This window comes from Lentilactobacillus parafarraginis DSM 18390 = JCM 14109 (assembly GCF_001435895.1).
Taxonomy (GTDB): domain Bacteria; phylum Bacillota; class Bacilli; order Lactobacillales; family Lactobacillaceae; genus Lentilactobacillus; species Lentilactobacillus parafarraginis.
In genome coordinates, this window is sequence record NZ_AZFZ01000028.1 from 13,271 (window position 1) to 34,914 (window position 21,644).

Here is a 21,644-nt window from a genome sequence, read left to right on the forward strand (position 1 = left end):
TCCTTTTTCTTTGGAATCTAAATTAAATTAATTTTAATGTTGACGATGATATTCTAATGTGTTTTAATAGTCACAACATCAAACGGAAAGGAATTTATCGCTATGACAAAATTTGTTCAACAACTTAATGCCTATTATTACGGCTATGCTTGGTTTAGATAGCGCCCGTTCAGATGCGGGCGCAAGCGCGTCCGCGTCTAACCCGCAATGCCGTTATTGGTTGTTGCCAGCTAGACGATTGAGTCTAGCTGGATAGGATAATTCTTTTACACGAGTAAAAAATTAGCCAGCTGGATTCTCACATCCGGTTGGCTTTTTTAATCTTAAAATTTGAGGAGTGTCAAACATGACGAACACATTAACAAAATCCAATAAACGCAGACTTTCAATTGCCCTGTACCTCAACTACCTGGTACACGGAATTGGATTGATTATTTTGACCCAGAACATGCAGGAGCTTGGGCATTTCTGGAACGTGCCAATTGCGACGGTTTCCTACGTTATCTCCGGGATTGGCATTGGAAAGCTGATTGCCTACTTCTTATTCGGTTACTTGTCAGATCGGTTTGGCCGAAAGCAACTCGTCCTAACCGGCGCATTGAGTTACATGGTCTTCTTCCTCGGCGTTCCGTTCACAACGAATATTGCTGTGGCCTACTTATTTGCAATTATTGCCGGGATCGCCAACTCAGCGCTTGATTCGGGAACCTACCCAACGTTTGTTGAAATGGGCGGCAGTTCCAGTGCTTCGAACGTGTTCATCAAGGCATTCATGTCGTTAGGCGAGTTTGTTTTACCACTTGCCATTGCCCTGATTGAAGCTAAGAGCCTCTGGTTTGGCTGGTCGTTTATCGGGACCTTACTGGTTTTGGTCGCTAACCTATTTATTTTACGCGGCGCTAAATTCCCGGAGATGAACCATGTTGACGAAGCTTTCGTTGAGGAACATGAAAATGTGTCGAAATTCAGAAAAATTATTGCGACCATCTCATTGGCAATCTACGGATACACCACGATGGCCATTATGATCCTCTTCACCCAGTGGATCAGTATGTTTGCCACCAATAACCTTGGATACAGCTCTTTGGTTTCACACGGCTTGTTATCACTTTACAGCATTGGCTCAATTACCGGCGTGATTTTAAACTTCATTTTGTTAAAGTTCTCGATTTCGGAAACCAAATTACTGGTTGCTATGAACGCTTTATCATTGCTGGCAATTTTCACGGTTAGTCACTCCTCAACGATTCTGATTACGTCAATTACTGCTTTCCTGTTTGGTGTTACCGCCGCTGGTGGCGTGATGCAGGTTGCGCTTAATGTGCTGCTTAAAATGTACCCAATGCATAAAGGAATCATCACCGGGACGTACTTTACATTTGGCAGTATCGCAACCTTTACCATTCCGATTGTGACCGGCTGGTTATCAAAAACAAACATTCAGCTGGTCATGAACTTCGACGTAATGATCGAATTGGTTGGCACTATCGTTGTCATTTTGACCGCAGTCTCACTCACTTCCGGAACGGTTCGCGAGACCGTTTCGCACATGGTATCAGGACTGATGCACGTTGGCGCACCGGCAGCTTCGGGGGATCGGTCGAAGGATAACTAACCCGATAACGTGATTTAAAGTAAAAATAATTAACGATGTCCCAAAGACCATGCGTTGCGCTGATCTTTAGGACACCTTTTTGATTAATTTAAAATTTTAAAACTCTTCCGGACATCTTCAACACTCAGCTGTCCCGGTGCAGAAGCCTGCCCAACCGTCGCAAATGAAAGGGTTGAGCCAAACTGAGGCCCGGTGATTCGACTGATTTTACCAAGCTCACCCATGGACATGCTAATGAGAGGAATCGTCAACTTCTGGTTTGCAATTGTCGTTGCCGTTAGTAATGTCAGCACATCCAGGCTGTTTTGGGGCATCACCGCAATCTTAGCAACGTCTGCGTTTCGTGCTGCCATCTGTTGAAATCTGCTGATAAGCGTTTGCTGATCGGGCGTTGCCTGGAAATCGTGGTTACTGAGGATAACGGGAATATGTTGGTAGTGGGCCAGCTTAATCAAGTCAGCGACTGTCTTTTTGTCGCGATTAAATTCAATATCAATCATGTCTGTTAGGCGATTTTCTAAAATCCAGCGGCAGGTGGCATAGTAATCCGTATCTACAAGATTAGAAGCACCGCCTTCATGGGTGGTCCGAAAAGTGGTCAATAAGACGGTGTCACCGATTAATCGGCTGATTGTTTTGGCTAAATCCATGTAAACGGCTTGGTTGAGAACCTGCTTAAAAAAATCAATGCGCCACTCGATCACGTCTGGTTCGACGGCGAGGGCCCTTCGCAACTGATTAAGAATTTCGCCAGGTGTAACACCTGTAACGGGAACGGCGATGTTTGTCTTTCCGGATTCAAAACGACTATTTTTGACGGTAACGCGTTTATTTGGCATGGCTGGGGATCCCTTTCTTGACGAATTGACTGGTTTCAGTTTACCAACTGACCTCGGTAAATTCAATATTCCAAAAGTATGGTGTTTCTGTTTAAGGTTTTGCGGTATCCTAACACTAGTTAGTGGGGGAACTTGGTTAGAAAGTTTGGAGGAAGGTTTACATGACAGGTGGAAAAGTAAACGGCGTGCCGCCGTTTGCGATTGGGTTAATGGCGATTATTGGAATTGCGATGGTGGTTATTCCCATCATGACGTACTGGGTTCTCAAACCGAAGTATAAATTACGGGCGTCACCAGTTTGGGTTGGCGCGGCAATATTTTTTGTGGCCGTGATTATTCTTGAACCAATTTTACATGCCATTGTGCTGCGGCCAACGGCTAACGGATCTATCGGGCTGGTAGTTCGCCATCCATACATTTATGTAGCGTACGGCGCGTTGGCCGCCGGTGTCTTTGAAGAAACAGGTCGGTTCATTGGTTTCCGATATCTCAAAAAACGGGTTTCCGGTTTTCAAACGGCAATTGCCTACGGGATCGGTCATGGTGGGATTGAAATGATCTTGGTTGGGGCGATGGGAATGGTCAACTCAATCATGTTTAGTACCGCGATTAATTCTCACAGTACGGCAATTATGGCGAAGATTCCCAGCACAACGATGCATTCGTTAATGACCAACGCTGCCGGAATGGCGATACTGGCACTCGTCGAACGAATTGGGGCGTTTCTGATTCAGATTTTATTATCGATGATTGTTTGGGCAGCGGTCAATTACGTTGGCAAGTGGTGGCTTTACCCGGTCGCCATCGTTTTGCATGCAGTTGTGGACACACCATCAGCTATGTTTCAGGCTGGTTTGATTTCCAGCCAATCGTTAGTTGAAGTTTTGTTGTGGGTAACCGTGATTCTGCTCGCCATTTTCGTCTACTATGTGATTGGTGGGCTCATCAAACGGCAGCCGACGCCGACCATCGGAACAAAGTAAAAGTTCGAGTCACAGAATTAATCTCAGTTATAGTAAGCAAAAAGTCTGACACCAAACGAAGATGTTTGGGTCAGACTTTTTGCTAAAGATTGATTAAAATCCGCGATAATCATTTCGACCAAAGTACTGTAAGTTTCCGAGTAATGGTTTTTGATTCAGTTGTTCTAGCGTTACGAACGTGTAGCCTCGTTTCTTCAATGACCGAATGATTTGTGGAACGGCGGCAACCGACGTCGCGTGGATATCATGCATCAGAATGATTGACCCGTTGGTCGTGGTTGCCAAAACATGACTGATGGTCTTAGCGGTGTTTAAATAGGCCCAGTCGCGTGAGTCCACTGACCAGCGGACAATTGGCCGGTCATAAAGATTGCCAATTCGAGCATTTACGGCCCCATATGGCGGTCGAATGTAGTACGGAATTGTCTTGGTGGCTTTATAGATTGCCGCGTCCGTCAAGGCAATCTGATGAAGGGCGCTGGTGCTGCTCAAATTAGTCAGCTGTGGGTGGCTCCATGAGTGGTTGCCGATTTGGTTACCGGATTTGAGAACTTCCCGACTGATACTCGGGTAACGCATAACACTAGTGCCGACTTCAAAGAAGGTTGCCGGGACATTATATTTCTTCAGTGTTTTGAGTAACCGGGGGGTCAAAGTCGGGTCAGGACCATCATCAAAGGTGAGTGCGACCACCTTCTTTGGTGTTTTAACAGGTGTAAAATCATATTTCTTGGGCATGTAACGGTTTAAAATAATGCCGGTGAGTTTATTGAGCGGAATGGCAACATTTTTCACCCCGTACTGGTTCTTGGTGAGATGGATGGTTAAGTGTTGGCTATCCAGCGTAAAGTTGGTGGCGGTTAGGTGCCTTGGTAATGGCAAGTAAACCAACCGCTGTACCTGCTTGCCGCTTAGCTTGTGTGTTTCAGCCAATTGGGTTCGGGTTAACTGGCGGATCGTTGCCAACCGGTTGAGATTGTTATTGGTTATGTTGCCGTAGGTGAGCCGTTTGCTTGTCTTCTTGGCCACGGATTGGCTAGATTTAGCCGCTGCGTTCGTGGTGGCGGAAACGGTCCCAAAAGCGAATGCTGCCAGGCTTAAAATGCCAATTGTTGCGAGTGCCTTTTGATATTTCATGATAAATGCCCCCTCTAACCCGAATTGAGCTAAATGTTTAGTTAATCGTTCAACTTTATTTTTGCATTGCGATGGTGGGTTGTCAATTGATGATAGTTACAAAATAATTTAGCAATAATGGTTGACAAGAAGGGCAATTCGAGATAAAGTACCGATAACATTAAAAACCGATAAGAAAGTACTTAGAAATGTCGGGGAGTCACGATTAAGAAGTGCGAAGAGAGTGCCGATTTCTGGGAGGGCATGACGTCTTAATCGTTAAAGCCGATTTTGAGTACGACAGCTTGTTCAGAGTTGTCAGGGAGCGCCCAATACAGCGCCAACGTATAATCATGTACGTGAGAGACAGGCACATGCCTGTAACTAAGGTGGTATCGCGCCCAAGCGTCCTTTCAGAAATTATTTTCTGATTGGCGTTTTTTTATTTTAAGGAGGTGTTGGCTGTGATGGTTCCGTTATCAAACAACGATCAAACGCCCGCTCAGTTACCCAAGTCAAGAAAAGTTCATATCGAAAGGATAAGAGAAAATGACAAAAATCAACTATACGAACATCGCAGTTTACAATCATGATCGACAAGCGTTCATTCCAAATCAACATATGGTCGTCGACACCCAAACTGGCATGATCATTGAAACCGCAAGCGGCAATGCAACCCGTCAGGCCTGTGATGAGGTGGTCGACATGCACGGGCGGTTTGCGATGCCCGGTATGATGAATGCCCATACCCATATGACTGATATGCCAACGTACTGGTGGCAAAATGGGGCTGAAAAGCGGCATCCTGATTCACGAGAGATGTGCACAATGTTTGCCATCCGGAATATGCAGGACGCGCTGGCGCATGGGGTTACATATATCCGCAATGTTGGTGCGGAGTTTGACATCGACATTGAGATCAAAAAAATGCAGGAAAAGGGCTGGATTAAGGGACCCAAAGTTATGACATCCGGGCGGGCTTTCTGTATCACAGGGGGACACGATTCTGATTGTGGGTATGAGGTCGACGGTGTCGATGAGGTGCGCAAGGGTGTCCGGCAGGCAATGAAGAACGGCGTCGATAATATTAAAATGATGGTTACCGGCGGCGTCCTCAAAGATGGCGAGACCCCCGAAGATATTCAGTTTACGTTTGAAGAAGCCCAGGCAGCCGTAATGGAAGCTCATCACAAGAATAAGACGGCTGCTGCTCACGCCCAGGGAAACGCCGGCGTTAAAGAAGCGGTGGCTGCGGGATTTGATACGATTGAGCACGCGTTTGAAATTGATGACGAGACAATTGCCATGATGAAGGCTCACAAAACCACGATTGTGCCAACGATGAACGCCATGTACGCGATTTACAAGCATGGGCAGGGAATTGTTCCAGATTGGGCACAGGATAAGGTTATCACTAATATCCAGAAGCACTTTAGGAGCATTACTAAAGCTGTGGCGGCTGGTATTCCAATCGCAATGGGAACTGACGCCGGTACGCCATTTAACGGCTTTCAGAACGAGAGCGCTTATGAACTGCAACTTTACGTTAAAAAGGCCGGGATGACACCCGCCCAAGCGATTGATGCCGCAACAATTAATTGCGCGCGGGCGATGCACGTTCAAAATGAATACGGTCAGTTGCTTCCTGGAAATCATGCGGATTTTATTGTGACTGATAAAAATCCTGCAAAAGATATTACCGTCCTTCAGGCTGATAAGGACGTGTACCAAAATGGTGCCCAAGTCCATGCGCAGCAAGAAGTAGCGGTGGCTCACAAATCACAGAATCCGGTCCATATTTCAGCGGCTTTGTAACGCAAATTTACGATTAGAAACACATTAAAAGTTTCTAAGGGTTGACGAAGCATTCCTAATGTGGTTTAATTATGACAATCTAATGAGAGGAATTGATAGCAATGACAAAGCAAACTTCTGTTGTTAATACTTATTATTTTGGCTATGCCTACTTTATGTAGTGTCCGCAGCGATGCGGACGCAAATTCACGCGTTCGCGTCTAAGTGGTGCAGAGTCAATGCTTTGTTGTTGACCGCTAGACGCAAAAGTCTGGCTGGGTCAATACCAATTCTTTACGAGTTTCGTAAACCGGCTGGAATTATTCTAGCCGGTTTTTTTCATCAAAAAATTTCGAGGTGGGATGAATAATGGCAAAAACACAATCAGCATCATCAGCGCCTGACGAGTTAGAAAGTGCGCGTCAGTCAATTAATCAGCTCGACGAGTCAATTGTTGACTTATTGACGAAGCGCTTCGAGCAGGCAGCTGATATCGGAAAAATTAAGAAGCAGAGGGGACTCCCAGTCTTTGATGCCAGTCGAGAAGAAACGGTTCTTCAAAGAGTAACGTCCTATCATCCAAATCAAGAAACGAAGCAGTATATTTGGAATATTTATCGTTCAATCATGGAAAATACCCGGGATTATGAAAAGCATCAACATGAATAGCTGATAGTTGTCATTTAAACATCATGAAAGACCCAATCAAGGAGGAGAAAATATTTTGCTGAACTACTTAACTGCTGGAGAATCACACGGCCCACAACTTACCGGAATCATTGAAGGAATTCCGTCAGGACTGCATTTAGACATTGACGAAATTAACAATCAGCTCAAGAAGCGCCAGGGCGGCTATGGTCGCGGCAATCGGCAAAAAATTGAGCACGATCAGGTCACAATTGTCGGTGGTGTGCGCCACGGCACCACCTTGGGGTCCCCAGTTGCCTTGGTTGTGAATAACCGCGATCATGCCCACTGGAATGAGATTATGGATCCGGTTACTCCAGAAACGCCGGAAAATACGCTCAGGAAGGTTGAGCGTCCGCGTCCAGGGCATGCCGACTTGGTTGGGGGGATGAAATACCGCCACCATGATTTACGAAACGTCTTAGAGCGATCGTCAGCCCGTGAAACGGCCATTCGAGTTGCAATTGGCGCCGTTTGCAAACAGCTATTGGAACAGGTTGGTATTCGGATTGCCGGTTACGTGCAACAGATTGGGCCGGTCTCAACTGACGATCAATTAGAACTGGACGTTACAAAGATCGAAAACGAAATCGCAAACAATGATTTGCGAATTGTTGACCAAACCAAAGTCGACGAGATCCATGATTTGATTGACAAGACCCGAAAGGATGGCGATACCCTTGGTGGGATCATCCGTGTGGTTGCGGATAACGTTCCAGCCGGACTTGGAAGTTATATTAGCTGGGATACCAAATTGGACGCGAAAATTGCCGCGGCGGTTGTCGGGGTTAACGCAATGAAGGGTGTCGAAATTGGCGACGGCTTCAAGGCGGCCACCAGCTTCGGCAGTCAGGTCATGGATGAAATTGACTGGAATAAGGATGATGGCTTCTTCAGAAATACGGATCATCTTGGTGGATTTGAAGGCGGGATGACTAACGGGATGCCGATTATTGTGAAGGCGGCAATGAAGCCAATTCCCACGCTTTATAAGCCATTGCAGAGTGTTGATGTCAACACCAAAGCCGTTAAGAAAGCCAATGTGGAACGCTCAGACACCACGGCCATTGTACCGGCTTCCATTGTGATCGAGAGCGTCGTGGCAATTGAACTGGCCAAGGCATTAACGGACAAATTTGACGCGGATAACGTATCACGGCTTCAGGAGCAGGTTGCGGCATATCGTGATGAGATTAAGCATTATTAGGAGGAACGCCAATGAAGAATTTAACGGACAAACCAACCGCCGGGTTACACGGAGAACTAACCGTCCCCGGTGATAAAAGTATCTCGCATCGCGGCATTATGTTTGGCGCGATTAGCCGCGGCCGAACCACGTTACATCACTTTTTGACAGCGGAGGATTGTTTGTCCACGCTGCATGCATTCCAAGAAATGGGTGTTTCGATTCGGCGTGACGGTGAAACGGTTGAAATCGATGGGGTTGGCCTAAACGGGTTACACGAACCAACCAAGCCGCTGGATATGGGTAATTCCGGGACGACCACCCGACTAATCATGGGGCTGTTAGCTGGTCAACGGTTTGAAACGACACTGTTTGGGGATGATTCACTGTCGCAACGACCGATGCGGCGGGTGAGCGACCCACTTGCGTTAATGGGCGCTAATATTTGCGTGACGGAGGGCCATCTGCCAGCGCGGATTCATGGGCAAAAGCTTCATGGAATTGAGTATCAGCTTAAAGTTGCCAGCGCCCAAGTGAAGAGCGCGATGATTCTTGCCGCTATCCAAGCTGAAGGCCCGTCGATCCTGGTGGAAAAGCAACCAACCAGAAACCATACTGAGCGGATGTTGAATGCCTTTGGCGCCTCCATTGAAACGCTTGATGACAACGTGACAATTAAGGTAGCACCCCAGCCTGAACTTACCGGAATTGATCTGACGATCCCAAGCGATATGTCCTCGGCCGCGTTCTTCTTGGTAGCCGCCACGTTGGTGCCCCATTCGAGAATTACTTTAAAGAATGTTGGAATGAACGAAACACGAACCGGTTTGCTGTCAATTCTCAAGCGAATGGGCGGGAAAGTTACCGCCACCAATGAACGTGATGATGGTGAGCCGACAGCCGATTTGACGGTTATGAGTGCCGACCTAAAGCCAATTGAAATTGGTGCTGAGGAAATCCCCGCGGTGATTGATGAACTTCCTTTGGTTGTCCTTCTGGCCGCCAAGGCAAATGGGGTTAGTCGAATTACCGGTGCCGGTGAATTACGGGTCAAAGAAACTGACCGGATTTCCGCCGTCGTTCATGAATTTTCAAAATTAGGGATTGCGATTCGCGAATTACCTGACGGGTTCGTAATCGATGGTTCGAAGCCATGGCACGTTGAAACGACTAAACTATCCAGTCATGGTGATCATCGAATTGGGATGACGCTAGCAGTTGCGTCATTATTGGTTGACGAACCGCTGCGGTTAGCGGATCCTGATGCCGTTAATATTTCGTATCCGACGTTCTTTGAAGATCTGCGGAGCGTTTCAAGCGTTAAAAACTATTCATAGGGGGATTGTTGGTATGGCTACGGTGCTTATAAGTGGATTGGGATTAATTGGCAGCTCAATTGCCCGAGTGATGCGAGGCAACGATTCTGATATCGAATTGATTGGCAGCGATCCGGACGACGATACCAGCCAGTTTTTGCTCGATCATCACATTATTGACAAGCGGATGAATTTTGCTGCCGCGGCGCAAATTGCCGATTTAATTGTGTTGGCCGGGCCAGTATCAGTGATTATTTCTCAGTTGAAACAGTTGGCCAACATTAAGTTAAAGCCCGATGTCCTGGTAACCGACGTGGGCAGCACAAAGGCTGCGGTTGAACGGGCCGCCGAGCCGCTGCTGGCAAAGGGCGTTAACTTTGTTGGCGGCCACCCGATGGCGGGGTCCGATAAATCCGGCAGCCAATTTGGGAGCCAACATTTGTTTGATCACGCCGTGTATTTTCTGCTCACTAAATCGCAAACTAATCGCAAACTAATTTGGTTTCAAACCCTTATGGCTGGGGCAGATATTCACTGGCAGGCAATTGATGCCAAGCAACATGATCAACTGGTCAGCGAATTGAGTCACGTTCCCCACGTGATTGCGGTTACACTGGTGAACACAATTGCCGATAGCTTAGCGGGAAATCCAGCGAGGTTAAGAGCGGCCGCTGGCGGGTTTAAAGATACGACGCGAATTGCGGCGTCTGATCCCACAATGTGGACAGCCATTATGCTTAGTAATGCTGATCAAATTAGTCGAGAATTAGTCCAGTTTCAAAAGCACCTTGCCGCCTTTCAACAGGCGATTCAATCTCACGATGAAAAGACGATTCGGGAAACGCTGGAAAGTGCGCGCAGAACCCGTAAATCATTAGACGAAGGGAAATGAGTTATTATGAAAGCAATTTTAGTTGGCTTTATGGGAAGTGGCAAAACCACTGTTGGTCAGTTATTGGCCAATCAGATCCAAGTCCCATATCATGATTTGGATGATGTAATCGTTGAACGTGCCGGTAAGTCGATTCAGCAAATATTTGACGATGAAGGTGAGGACGCCTTTCGCAAAATGGAACATGAGGCCCTTCTTTCATCCTTAGGTGACGCCGGCATTTTGGGCACTGGTGGCGGAACACCGATGCAGCAAACCAACTTTGACCTGTTACGACAGACAACCGTTCCCGTGATCCTGTTGGACGTTCATCCTGAAACGATCATGAAACGTCTGCAGGGCGACAATGCCCGCCCATTAGTCAAGAAGCTTGGCCAAGACGGATTGGTTGAATTAAAACGCGTCCGTGATGATCGTTACCACATGGTGAGCGATATTCGAATTGCGACTGATGAATTGTCCCCTAAGCAGGTGGTTGATCAAATTATGCGGGAATTATCGGTGTTAAATTAACTGAGGAGGACTTTACATGATGGATGGACACACAACACTGTACGGTTTTATTGCACATCCAGCGGCGCATAGTTTGTCACCGCTGATACATAACACGAGTTTTCGAGCCCTGGGGATTAATGCGGCTTATTTGGCGTTTGATATTAACACCGACACACTTGAAGATATGGTGGCGGCAATTCGGGCGATGGGCATTGGCGGTATGAATTTATCACTGCCCCTCAAAACCGACGTTATTCCGTTGCTGGATGCCGTCACCCCCCGGGCAAAGCGGTTAAACGCGGTGAATACCATTATTAATCGGGATGGTCAACTGACTGGTGATACCACTGACGGCCAGGGATTTGTTGACGCGCTTGAGTATCAGGGAATTCAAATTGCGGATAAGCAACTGACAATTTTGGGTGCTGGCGGGGCCGGTCGTTCAATTATTGGGGCTGCAATTGATGCTGGGGTCGCTCACATTGACGTTTTTAAACGGCAAAACGCGACGTTTGCTGACCGAAAACGCCAACTGGAATCCTGGTCGGATAAGGTTTCCGTTCTTCCCTACGATGATGAACAGGCAATGGCGCAGTCAGTTTCCGATAGTCAAATCGTTGTGAATACAACCAACGTTGGGATGGCTCACGATCAAGCGATGCCGGTGAGTCAAGCGGTAATGGCCGCCATTACGCCCCAACATATTATTTTTGATGCCATCTACTTCCCATTAGTGACACCGTTTCTTGCCGCAGCGAAAATCAAGGGTGCCCAAACCTTCAACGGCATTGGCATGTTAGTTCAGCAGGCTGCCGGATCATTCTTTGAGTGGACTGGCCAAAAGATGCCAATTGATCAGGTAATGACTGCCGTTAATGAAGCGGTTGCCAGTCGCCAAACCAACTAACGTCATTGTTTGGCGCAGTTAATGGTATAGTAGTAAGTGCAAATACAATCAAATTGATGACATTAGGGGAGCCGTTTGGCTGAGATGCATGAACATGATGCGAACCCTTCGAACCTGATCTGGTTAACGCCAGCGAAGGAAATTGTCGGGAGACCTCCTTTTGTTATCGATGATGATCGATTAACGAGGAGGTTTTTTAATGCATCGGTCCACGACTTATAAAATGATTTTGACAGCTATTTTATCCGCGATTGGCGTTGTGGGTGGCAGTATGTTTGAATTTACGGTGGGTGTCGCCAAGGTTGCGCCCATGCAGCATTTGATTAACTTGATTTCAGGGGTATTGGTTGGCCCCTGGTGGGCAGTGACCCAGGCATTTATCACATCACTGTTACGGAACATTCTTGGCACTGGAACGGTCCTTGCATTTCCTGGCAGCATGATTGGGGCATTCTGTGTGGGCTGGCTATTTCACAAGACCCAAAGTTTACTGGTGGCGGCCTGCGGTGAGCTGGTCGGAACCGGTATTATTGGTGCCATTGTGGCATATCCGCTGGCCCAGTGGCTGATGGGAACCACCGGCGCACTATGGCTGTTTATTCCAAGTTTCTTCCTGAGCGCGTTAGTGGGTGTGATTGTCGGCTACGTGATTTTAAAGGCCATCTGGAAGCGAGTCATCGTCCCGCAACAACGAAAGTTGGATCAATGAACATAGAATAGTCGCCATTAAAATCGGGGTTTCCGATCTCAATGGCGACTATTTTAGTGATTACTTAATAATGAGTGATTAGTGTTCCGCAACGGTTTCAGGATGTTTCTTTTCGAACCGGTATTCCAAGAAGAAGTAGGCGGTGATAAATAGATAGCAGGCTGCCGGAACGATAAATGACAACTGCATTGATCCACTAAAGTCCGAAACCAGTCCCTGGATTGCTGGGACAATTGCGCCGCCAATTAAGGACATCACGATAATGGCGCCAGCCGTTTCAGTATATTTCTTCTCCGTAACGGCATCCAGCGTATGGGTGTAAATGGTTGGCCATTCCGGCCCAAAGAAGAAACTGGTCATGATTGCGGCGTAAACGGCGGTCATGTTCGGAACGGTAAATGTGATGACCAACGCCAAGGTTCCCAACAGAGAATAGGTGGTTAAGACGCCGGTAATCGAAAACTTACTCATGAAGACGTTTGCGATTAGTTTTCCGACAAACCAGGCAACGTAACTGTAAATCATAAAGGTGGAAGCGGCACTGTCGGAAATGCTGTGGTTTAGATTTAATGCCAGACGAATTGTAAATGACCAAACGGTGGTTTGAAGGCCGGCATAGATAAATTGGGTGAAGACGCCCTTTTTGAAACCCGCGTTGCCCCAAAGGTACTTAATGGTTTCTGCTAAGCTTGGCTTTTCTTCCTGAGCTTCCATGCCCGCTGTGGTGGGTTCTGAGGTTGCCTTAGCGCGGGGCATTGGTGACAGCGCAAAGATGATGAGCATGATCAGTAAAACGGCTAAGATGTACTTATATGGCCTCAATGTGAGCTGCAGCATCTGTTCACCATAGGCAATCCGCTGGGCACCGTGCATGGCACTCATCTTTTCTGATAAGTTTCCCACACTGCCGAAGATTAAGTATTTACCCAGGAGAATTCCGGCAATGTCGCCAAGTGGAACCAGCGTTTGTGAAAAGTTCAGGCGCATGGTTGAATACTTTTTTGGCCCGAGCATTGAGCTGTAAGTATCGCAAGAGGTTTCCAAGAAACTCAGGCCAATGGCAATCGCGAAAATGGCAACCAGAAACATACTATAAGTTGCGACGCGGGATGCCGGGAAAAATAGGGCACAACCCAGAATATAGAAGATAAGCCCGGTCATAATCGCAAACTTGTAGCTTTGCTTTTTGATAATGAGGGATGCTGGAATGGCGATTAAGAAATAGCCGCCATAAAAGGCGCTTTGAACAAATGCGGTTGCGGCATCGTTTAACATAAAGACAGTTTTGAACTGGGTAATTAAGATGTCATTCAAACTAGCGGCCGCTCCCCATAGCGGGAAGATCATTGAGACGAGTAAAAATTGAAAAACGGGCGTTTTACTGAGGTAACCGTCGGATAATTGCGTCCAACTGGTTTTTCGTTTAGATGTTGTAAGCTCCATGGTTCAAATCCTCCTAAAGGTTTAGATAAAACGTTTTACTCATAAAAAATTAAAAGGTTACGCCGGATTCCAAGATCATGTTCGAAAACGGGGTCATTTCTCCCGTTCGGACAAACGCGTGGGTTTTTGAAAGGTTGTGTTTTAGTTCACTGTGGGGCATGTACTCAATGGCCACATTGGGCAATGCGTTCTTGATGGCGACCAACTGTTGTGGATTTTGAGTTTGAATTTCATCCGCTAAGTAAATTTTTTGGACTTCCAACTCGGTCAGGATATTTGCCAGAACCTGTTGGAAACTTGGAAGATCCTTTGAAAGAGCGAGGTCGATCTTCTTGGTCCCCAGAGGAACCGGCATGCCGGCATCACCGATGCTGAGCCAGTCCATGTGGCCCATGTTGGCGATAACTGTTGATAATTCGGAGTTAATGACGCTTGTTTTCTTCATGATGGGGATCTCCTTTAATGAGTTTATCGGTTTAATAAAAGGTTTTACTTAATTTCAATGGTGAAATCATAACATGTTTTGCAAAGGCTTACAACCGTTTTTTTGGTTCACGGGCAAAATAAAAATGGTCAATCACCATCAATCATAAAACTGACGGTGATTAACCATTGGAAAAATTATAAATTAGGATTAAAAGTTTCCCTGTACTGAATCTTGCCGGGAATGATATTGCGAACTGTCCAGTGACGCTTGTGCTTGATCATGGATTTGGCGTGAATAATGGCTTGAAAACCAAGCTCAGCTTTTGGAATCCAGATGCTGGAAAGCGAAGGTGTTAGGAAGGATGCGAATTCCAAATCATCGAAGCTCATTAAAGCGATGTCCTTGCCGGCAATCAGTTGGTGCTTGGCCAGTGCCCGCATCGCTCCGATTGCAAACGGATCCGACCACACTAATATGGCGCTCAGATCCCGGTCGTACTTCTTTAAGAGTGATTCGGTGACGGCCATCGCGGAACCGGTATCGGGACTGATTTCCTTATAAATTTCTGGTTGGTGATGGTCAGCAGTCCACTGCTTGTATGCCTTAGTCCTGGCATCTTCAACGCTTGCCACAATTTGGCCGTCAAGATCCATCTGATTTCGTGCACAACCGATGAAGGCAATCTTACCACTGGTGTGGGCAGCCAGCTGATTCAAAATGCTGATCGTGAGTTCTCCCAGATTCGTATCAACGATATCTGCCAGATCATGATAGAAGCCGCCGCCATCGACGATAATCACGTTTTTGTTATACTGATTAATCTTTTTTACGGCGGCAATTGTCACTGTCCCGATGATGATCACCGCACTGGCCCGGGCAATTTCTTGGAGATCAACTCCATCTTGAATACGGTTGATATTCCCAAGGGTGATATTTTCCCGCTCGGCGGCCTCGTACATGCCTCGGCGGACAAACCGCCAGTATTCATCGCGGGTTTCCTCCTCCAACGTCATGGTTGTGAGAACGGCAATTTCAATTGTGTTCTTCGCTTTTTTGGCGCTGCTGTCGTATTCGTACCCTAATTGATCCGCAATCGTTTTTACTTTTTGTTTAGTTTCTTCAGCAACAAACTTATTTTTACTGGGACTCAGAGCCCTTGATACGGTCCCAGGAGAAACACCTGCCACTTTAGAGATATCTTTAATTGTTGCCATCGCCAGGACCTCCAATCAATATAAAAGCCAAATTATTTGAAGTAAACTAAAAATTTAGTAAAATGGAATTGGAATTAAATTTACCATGATTGATTTTCATTCAACCACATTGATTTGAACAAATCAATTATTGCTTCCCACAAAAAGTTGTGAGAAGACCGCTGGACGAAGGGGGATTCGTAAATGTAGGATATGAAAAAAGTAATGAAAAATGAATTAAATATAATGCAAACGAATTAAATTTAAGCTAAACAATCAAAATTTCTTTATTAAATTGTTTGACATTTATACTGTAAACGTTTACATTCAAATTAGCAATTATTTTATTAATCTAAATTTTGGGAGGCATGGTTTATGGCAAGTAACAGTATGAGTACTGGGCGTCGGATAACGTCACGACTATCGTATTCTTTTGGTGCGTTCGGTCATGATATGTTCTACGCAACGCTGTCCACGTACTTCATGATTTTCATTACTTCTCACTTGTTCGATAAGAGCAGTAGTGCAAGTAATGATAAGATGATCTTCTATATTACGTTCATCATCGGTGCGCTGCGAATTGTTGAATTGTTAATTGATCCGTTTATCGGAAATGCGATTGACAATACGAATTCACGGTGGGGGCATTTTAAGCCTTGGATCCTTGCCGGTGGTACGATTGGATCTGTTATTTTAGCAATTCTATTTAGTAACATGTTAGGACTCAACGAGTCAAATCCGCTGATGTACCTAATCGTCTTCGCGGTACTGTACATCACGATGGATATCTTTTATTCATTTAAGGATGTTGGCTTTTGGTCAATGATTCCTGCCATTTCATTTGATTCAGCTGAACGTGAAAAGACCGCAACGTTTGCCCGGGTTGGTTCTAACATTGGGCAAAACATTGTTGGGGTTATCGTTATGCCACTGGTTATCTTCTTCTCTATTAACAAGAACAGTGGTCAAGGTGACCTGCGAGGCTGGTTCATGTTTGCCGTTACAGTTGGATTTATTTCTTGGTTCTCAGCCGTTATCGTTGCGATGGGGACAAAGGAAAATGATTCTCTGCTTCGGAAGAACACCGAAAGAACGCGTTTACGGGATGTTTTCAAGGTCTTAGCACGGAATGATCAGTTAATGTGGTTGTCATTAACTTACTGCTTGTACACAGCCGGGATTCAAATCACCAACGCGTCACAGCTGTACTACTTTACCTACATCATGGGTAAACCAGGCCAGTACTCAATCTTAATGTCAATTAATATGGTTGTTGGGATCTTCGCCGTATTGACATTCCCACCACTAGCTCAGAAGTTTAGTCGGCGGAACGTGTTCTTTGCCTGCATCGCGACGATGCTTGTTGCAATGTTGATTTTCGCATTTGCAGGTTCAAACCTATTGCTTGTTTTAATTGCCGCTGTTCTGTTCTATATTCCACAGCCACTTGTATTCTTGGTTGTTTTGATGATCATCAGTGACTCCGTTGAATATGGTCAATTGAAATTTGGTCACCGTGACGAATCATTAACATTGGCTGTTCGGCCTTTGCTTGATAAATTAGGTGGTGCGATTTCTAACTGGGTTGTTGGTGCCGCTGCCGTTCTTGCCGGGATGACCGCAGGAGCTACTGCAAGCAGCATTTCAACCTCTGGGCATGTTACCTTTAAGCTCTTTATGTTCGGTGTTCCAGCATTATTAATGCTCATTGGAACGTTCATCTTCTTCAAGAAAGTTACTTTGGATGAAAAGGAACATGCTGAGATTGTTGACGAATTGGAAAAGACTTGGCACGAACATTTGGAAACTGGTGGCGAAGAATCAATGCAGGAAATCGAAAAGAAAGTTTCTGCAACCACCACATCTTACAAGTCACCAATTGACGGGGCTTACGTGAACTTGGCTGACGTTTCAGATGAGAACTTCTCCTCTGGTAACATGGGTAAAGGGTTTGCGATTAAGCCAACGGATGGTAAGGTTTACGCACCGTTTGACGGAACTGTTGAAGCAACGTTCCCAACTCGCCATGCAATTGGGCTTCGTTCAGATACTGGTATTTTAACCTTAATTCACATCGGGATTGGCACGGTTAAGATGCAGGGTACCGGATTCGTTCAGTACGTCCAGAAGGGCGATCACGTCAAGCAAGGACAAGAATTAATCGAATTCTGGCAACCAGCGATCAAGAAAGCGGGTTACGACGATACAGTTATGATTGTTGTGACGAACTTCAAGGATATTAAGGACTTTAACTACATCAAGGACGCCGGGGATGTTACCCACGGTGAAGAAATCTTGAATTTGTCCAATCCAGATAATGATGATGGTCAATCGACTAAATCATAATTTCAACGTTGATTAAATCATTTCATAAAACGTCTTCGGATATATGCGGAGACGTTTTTTTGTTTTGCAAGAAGGATAAAAGATGTAGTATAGAAAGGTGGCTTAAAATTAGAAAGAGGGGAATACGGTGTCAAAACGCGATATTTTGATCGTAACGTGTGCCCTATTGTTGTCAAACGCAATGGGTGGACTGGATAATACGATTATCAATACGGCATTACCTGCTATTATTTCCGATCTTCATGGAATTGAATTGATCGGCTGGATTGTTGCCGTATTTCTGCTTGGAACGGCGGTTAGTACGCCGCTCTGGAGCAAACTTGGCGAACATGTTGGCAATAAGAAAAGTTATCAATTGGCGGCATCGCTCTTCGTCATTGGGTCTTTTCTACAGGGGATGTCACCAAACATCGTTTTTCTGATTTGTGCGCGAACTTTAATGGGAATTGGAAATGGCGGTATGATTTCATTACCATACATTATTTATGCCAGGATGTATCAAAATCCCCGTAAACGCATGCAGGTTCTCGGTTTCGTTTCCGCTAGTTATAGTATGGCTACGATTATTGGCCCGTTGGTTGGTGGGTACATTGTTGATACGTTCAGCTGGCACTGGGTATTTTATTTAAACGTGCCGATTGGCCTCATTTCAATCATCTTTGTGCAAATTTACTATCGCATGGAGAAGCAGGCTAGAAAGACCAGTCCAGTTGATTATGTCGGCGCCTCACTTATGACGGTCGGATTAGTGGCACTGTTAGCTGGAATTGAAATGATTGGAAGCACAAATTGGCTGATAGTTGCGATCGTGGTTGTCTTTGCGATCATTATTTTGGCAGTTATGTTTCATATCGAAAACCAGGTTGCCGATCCAATTATTCCCAGCCGACTATTTAAAAATCGGCCATTAATGATTGACTTTGTCTTGTTTGCCCTGATTTGGGGTGCCTTTATTGGCTTTCTCATATACGCGCCAATGTGGGCTCAGGGGTTGTTGGCAACATCGGCTTTAATTGGGGGTGCAACCCAGATTCCCGGGTCGGTTACCGATTTTATTGGATCGGGAGTTGTTGCGCCAATGAGACGGTTCTTAACCCCGCAACGGGTGATTGCCGTTGGGATTGTAACGCTCATTATTTCGTTCGCGTTACTGGTATTTACCGGCGTTAAAACCCCATACTGGGTGTTGCTGGTAGCTGGCGCGTTTGAAGGCTTCGGCAATGGGGCGTGTTTTAACGAACTCCAAATTAAGGTTCAACAGGACGCTGAAACTCAGGACGTCCCAATTGCGACGTCATTTAGTTTTCTTATTCGAATGCTCAGTCAAACCTTCACCGCGTCAGTCTTTGGGATTATCTTGAACCATGCGTTACGTAACGGCGTGATTGCTTCTGGTGGCCGGATTACCATGCAGATGATGAATAAGCTGAGTGATGCGACGAATATTAGTTCGTTACCGCAAACGCTGATCCCGGCCATGCGAAATATCCTGTTCAATGGATTACATAACATCATGATTTTAGCATTGGGATTAATGGTTGTTTCACTGGTCATTAATGTTTGGGCCCAGAAATTGGAACACGATAAGTACCAAATGCGGCAAGCTGCGCGGATGGCGGAAAATGAGTAATCAAAAAAGAGATCGCAAACTCAAGTTTTTAACTTGGTTCGCGATCTTCTTTTTAGTTAACTAGCATGATTATTTAGTTGCTTTTGGCGTTGTGGTCGGTAATGATTGATCCTTGAAAGTCGAGAGCGAAACAGTTGCAGTTGCCAGTCCGTTGGTATTGACTTCCTCAGACTTAAAGCTGACCTTATCACCTTCAGAAATAAATTGGTAAATCGGCTTGAAGTCCTTTGCGGACGTATCAAGCTGGTAAACTTGGCCATTATTTTTCAGGATGAAGAGAAGCTTGTTATCATTTGTTCGGACAATGCGGTCAACGGTTCCCGAAACCGTCTTGCCGGTTGGTGCCGATGGCGTCACACCAGTTTTAGCCTCAAGACGCTGGTTAAACAGTGCCAGCGTGCTTTGCGCATCGTCACCAACGGCGTATGTTCCGCTTTGGTTATTGCCGTCAGCGAGGAGGTAGACAAATTTCATGAAGGAATTATTATCCCGATCAAGCATTGAGACAACCCAAGTTGGTTCGCCATTAATCCGATACAGAAGCGGTAACGTTCCCCGGTAGTTCTGCGGGTTAATATCCTGTTGCGCGTATGAAATTGCCCGCTCAGGGGTCATCACGTTTCCGTGTTCACGATAATAGTGAAGGGTGTTTGTTCGCGCATCAACGAAGGCATAACCTAAGATGGAACTTTGATGTTCATTGACACTGGTCATTCCGGTGAAGTAGTAAACTCGGCCTTTATAAGCGTAAGGGGTCAAATGATCGCCACCCTCGGTTCCGGCCTTAGTAGGCTGCATGACACCACTATGGCCTCCAAAGCTGGTAGCGTTCCAGAAGCCTTTACGGTAACGACCGAATAGGTTCACTTCCTGGGAGACCAGTTCCGGTGATACGGCGATATCAACGAATTTCGGGACGTTGTTTGGCGAGTACACGTTAACCTTACCAGTAATGGTGTTCAGCACAGCGACTTTATAGTGCTTGTAGTCGTAGTTTCGGTTTAGATATGAAATCGGTTTTGCGAGGGTCCGGACGTAGTAAGGGGTTCCCTTATCGTCGATTTCCAGCTGTGAAGTTGGGCCCACCATTGAGTATCCTAAACTGTGCGCGCTGATTCGCCGGTCGGCGTCACTGTTGAAGTAGGCACTTGGCGTGTACTTCATGGGTTTGCTGACGAATTTAGGATCGGCGTTCTTATCGGTTGCATCGGTTCTGAAGTATCCCGGAACCTTTAGGTAGTGAATATATCGCCAAAAGCCACCAGAAAATTCAACCGGGGCCACGTAGACCATCTTTTTCCGGTACATTTGAACTCGCATGTGATTTAAATCGTAAACGTTGGAGTTCTTAAAACTGTTCAGTGAGTTGTTCATATCGGTGGAAACGGTTTGCGGTGCGTTTACAACGGGGGTTTCCGAACTGTTTTTAATTACCGGCATGGGCGCGTTCTTGGTGTCATCATTGATGTCAGTCTTAATTGATTGAACGGCCGGTTGGGGATTCATCTTGGTTACTAGCTGGGTAACGCTGCCCAGAATGATAAAGACGATTACGGCTAAGACGATTCCAACGGCAAGTTTACCCAGCCAACCAAAGGTGCCGGTAAATCGGTTGATTGCTTGGCCGATAATGCCGTCTCCAGCTTGATCGGTTTTGGCAGGGGTCTGGCCGTTGCCATAGACGAATCGCTTGAGAATGGCAACGACAATCAGGCCGCCAATCAGCCACATTAACCAGCCATCAATTAGTGATGGGTAGGCAAGATCCGGTAGACTGAAGTAGGTATTAACGTAACTAATTAGGAAAAGAATAATGACTGCGATTGTGCCCCAGGTCCGCCCTCTACGGTTGGCAACAATCATGAACCATATATATGGAATGATTAACCCCGATATTTCCACCAGGGTGATCAAAGCAAAATAACTCAGCATGAATTTTACTCCCTTCAAAAGTAAACGATTTCTTTTCTCCATTATACATGGGGAAGGGGCCTCATGCGGCCGATATTAAAATTAGTGCAAACTTTTGCGGCTGTTTAGGGTCCGTCTGAAAACTTTATTTCAGG

Annotated in this window: 18 protein-coding genes and 1 riboswitch; of the genes, 12 read left to right on the forward strand and 6 right to left on the reverse strand. The window is 45.9% G+C overall.

All coding sequences use genetic code 11. The features are described 5' to 3' along the window. Positions 1-346: 346 nt before the first annotated feature. Positions 347-1,615: an MFS transporter gene (locus FD47_RS07815; RefSeq protein WP_138467288.1), complete on the forward strand. Its 1,269-nt coding sequence runs from the start codon at positions 347-349 to the stop codon at positions 1,613-1,615. An 83-nt stretch (positions 1,616-1,698) separates the two neighbouring features. On the opposite strand, the gene aroD is transcribed toward FD47_RS07815, so the two are convergent. After that, positions 1,699-2,454: a type I 3-dehydroquinate dehydratase gene (gene aroD, locus FD47_RS07820; protein WP_054734642.1), complete on the reverse strand. Its 756-nt coding sequence runs from the start codon at positions 2,452-2,454 to the stop codon at positions 1,699-1,701. Positions 2,455-2,615: 161 nt separating this feature from the next. Here aroD and FD47_RS07825 point away from each other — a divergent pair, with 161 nt between their 5' ends. After that, positions 2,616-3,437, forward strand: a complete 822-nt coding sequence (locus FD47_RS07825; protein ID WP_225425019.1) for a YhfC family intramembrane metalloprotease — start codon at positions 2,616-2,618, stop codon at positions 3,435-3,437. A 93-nt stretch (positions 3,438-3,530) separates the two neighbouring features. Here FD47_RS07825 and FD47_RS07830 read toward each other — a convergent pair whose 3' ends face one another. Next, complete coding sequence (locus FD47_RS07830) at positions 3,531-4,574, reverse strand: polysaccharide deacetylase family protein (RefSeq protein WP_054734640.1); 1,044 nt, start codon at positions 4,572-4,574, stop codon at positions 3,531-3,533. A gap of 528 nt (positions 4,575-5,102) precedes the next feature. On the opposite strand from FD47_RS07830, the gene FD47_RS07835 reads away from it, so the two are divergent. The 8 genes from FD47_RS07835 to thiW all read left to right on the forward strand — a co-directional run bounded on the left by FD47_RS07835 (position 5,103) and on the right by thiW (position 12,539). After that, entirely contained in the window at positions 5,103-6,368 is a 1,266-nt protein-coding gene (locus tag FD47_RS07835; protein ID WP_054734636.1) for a metal-dependent hydrolase family protein, read from the forward strand. Positions 6,369-6,716: 348 nt separating this feature from the next. Beyond that, entirely contained in the window at positions 6,717-7,016 is a 300-nt protein-coding gene (locus tag FD47_RS07840) for a chorismate mutase (RefSeq protein WP_171034991.1), read from the forward strand. A 55-nt stretch (positions 7,017-7,071) separates the two neighbouring features. Next, positions 7,072-8,241, forward strand: a complete 1,170-nt coding sequence (aroC, locus tag FD47_RS07845; protein ID WP_056980427.1) for a chorismate synthase — start codon at positions 7,072-7,074, stop codon at positions 8,239-8,241. An 11-nt stretch (positions 8,242-8,252) separates the two neighbouring features. Then, the gene (aroA, locus tag FD47_RS07850; RefSeq protein ID WP_054734629.1) at positions 8,253-9,557 is read left to right on the forward strand and encodes a 3-phosphoshikimate 1-carboxyvinyltransferase; all 1,305 of its coding nucleotides are present in this window, start codon (positions 8,253-8,255) and stop codon (positions 9,555-9,557) included. Positions 9,558-9,570: 13 nt separating this feature from the next. Next, a complete protein-coding gene (locus FD47_RS07855) occupies positions 9,571-10,428 on the forward strand; it encodes a prephenate dehydrogenase (RefSeq protein ID WP_054734626.1) in 858 nt (285 codons plus the stop codon). A gap of 6 nt (positions 10,429-10,434) precedes the next feature. Next, a complete protein-coding gene (locus FD47_RS07860; protein WP_054734623.1) occupies positions 10,435-10,941 on the forward strand; it encodes a shikimate kinase in 507 nt (168 codons plus the stop codon). A 16-nt stretch (positions 10,942-10,957) separates the two neighbouring features. After that, on the forward strand, positions 10,958-11,830 hold the full coding sequence (gene aroE, locus FD47_RS07865) for a shikimate dehydrogenase (protein ID WP_054734619.1): 873 nt from the start codon (positions 10,958-10,960) through the stop codon (positions 11,828-11,830). 54 nt (positions 11,831-11,884) lie between these two features. Continuing rightward, positions 11,885-11,988, forward strand: a riboswitch (TPP riboswitch). Positions 11,989-12,029: 41 nt separating this feature from the next. Further along, positions 12,030-12,539, forward strand: coding sequence for an energy coupling factor transporter S component ThiW (gene thiW / locus FD47_RS07870; protein WP_054734616.1), 510 nt, complete (start codon positions 12,030-12,032; stop codon positions 12,537-12,539). A 78-nt stretch (positions 12,540-12,617) separates the two neighbouring features. Here the strand turns inward: thiW and fucP are convergent, their stop codons facing one another. The 3 genes from fucP to FD47_RS07885 form a co-directional block, all read right to left on the reverse strand. After that, the gene (gene fucP / locus FD47_RS07875) at positions 12,618-13,982 is read right to left on the reverse strand and encodes an L-fucose:H+ symporter permease (protein ID WP_054734613.1); all 1,365 of its coding nucleotides are present in this window, start codon (positions 13,980-13,982) and stop codon (positions 12,618-12,620) included. A 49-nt stretch (positions 13,983-14,031) separates the two neighbouring features. Then, positions 14,032-14,427, reverse strand: coding sequence for a D-ribose pyranase (rbsD, locus tag FD47_RS07880; RefSeq protein ID WP_054734610.1), 396 nt, complete (start codon positions 14,425-14,427; stop codon positions 14,032-14,034). 176 nt (positions 14,428-14,603) lie between these two features. Next, positions 14,604-15,623 (reverse strand): substrate-binding domain-containing protein, encoded by a 1,020-nt coding sequence (locus FD47_RS07885; RefSeq protein WP_056980429.1) that lies wholly within the window; start codon positions 15,621-15,623, stop codon positions 14,604-14,606. A 354-nt stretch (positions 15,624-15,977) separates the two neighbouring features. On the opposite strand from FD47_RS07885, the gene FD47_RS07890 reads away from it, so the two are divergent. Next, positions 15,978-17,948 carry a sugar MFS transporter gene (locus FD47_RS07890; protein ID WP_056980431.1) on the forward strand — a complete coding sequence of 657 codons (1,971 nt, stop codon included), beginning with the start codon at positions 15,978-15,980 and terminating at the stop codon, positions 17,946-17,948. A 127-nt stretch (positions 17,949-18,075) separates the two neighbouring features. Beyond that, the gene (locus tag FD47_RS07895) at positions 18,076-19,578 is read left to right on the forward strand and encodes an MFS transporter (protein WP_171034992.1); all 1,503 of its coding nucleotides are present in this window, start codon (positions 18,076-18,078) and stop codon (positions 19,576-19,578) included. Between the two features lie 69 nt (positions 19,579-19,647). Here the strand turns inward: FD47_RS07895 and FD47_RS07900 are convergent, their stop codons facing one another. Beyond that, positions 19,648-21,510: a cytochrome b/b6 domain-containing protein gene (locus FD47_RS07900; protein ID WP_056980434.1), complete on the reverse strand. Its 1,863-nt coding sequence runs from the start codon at positions 21,508-21,510 to the stop codon at positions 19,648-19,650. Positions 21,511-21,644 lie beyond the last annotated feature (134 nt).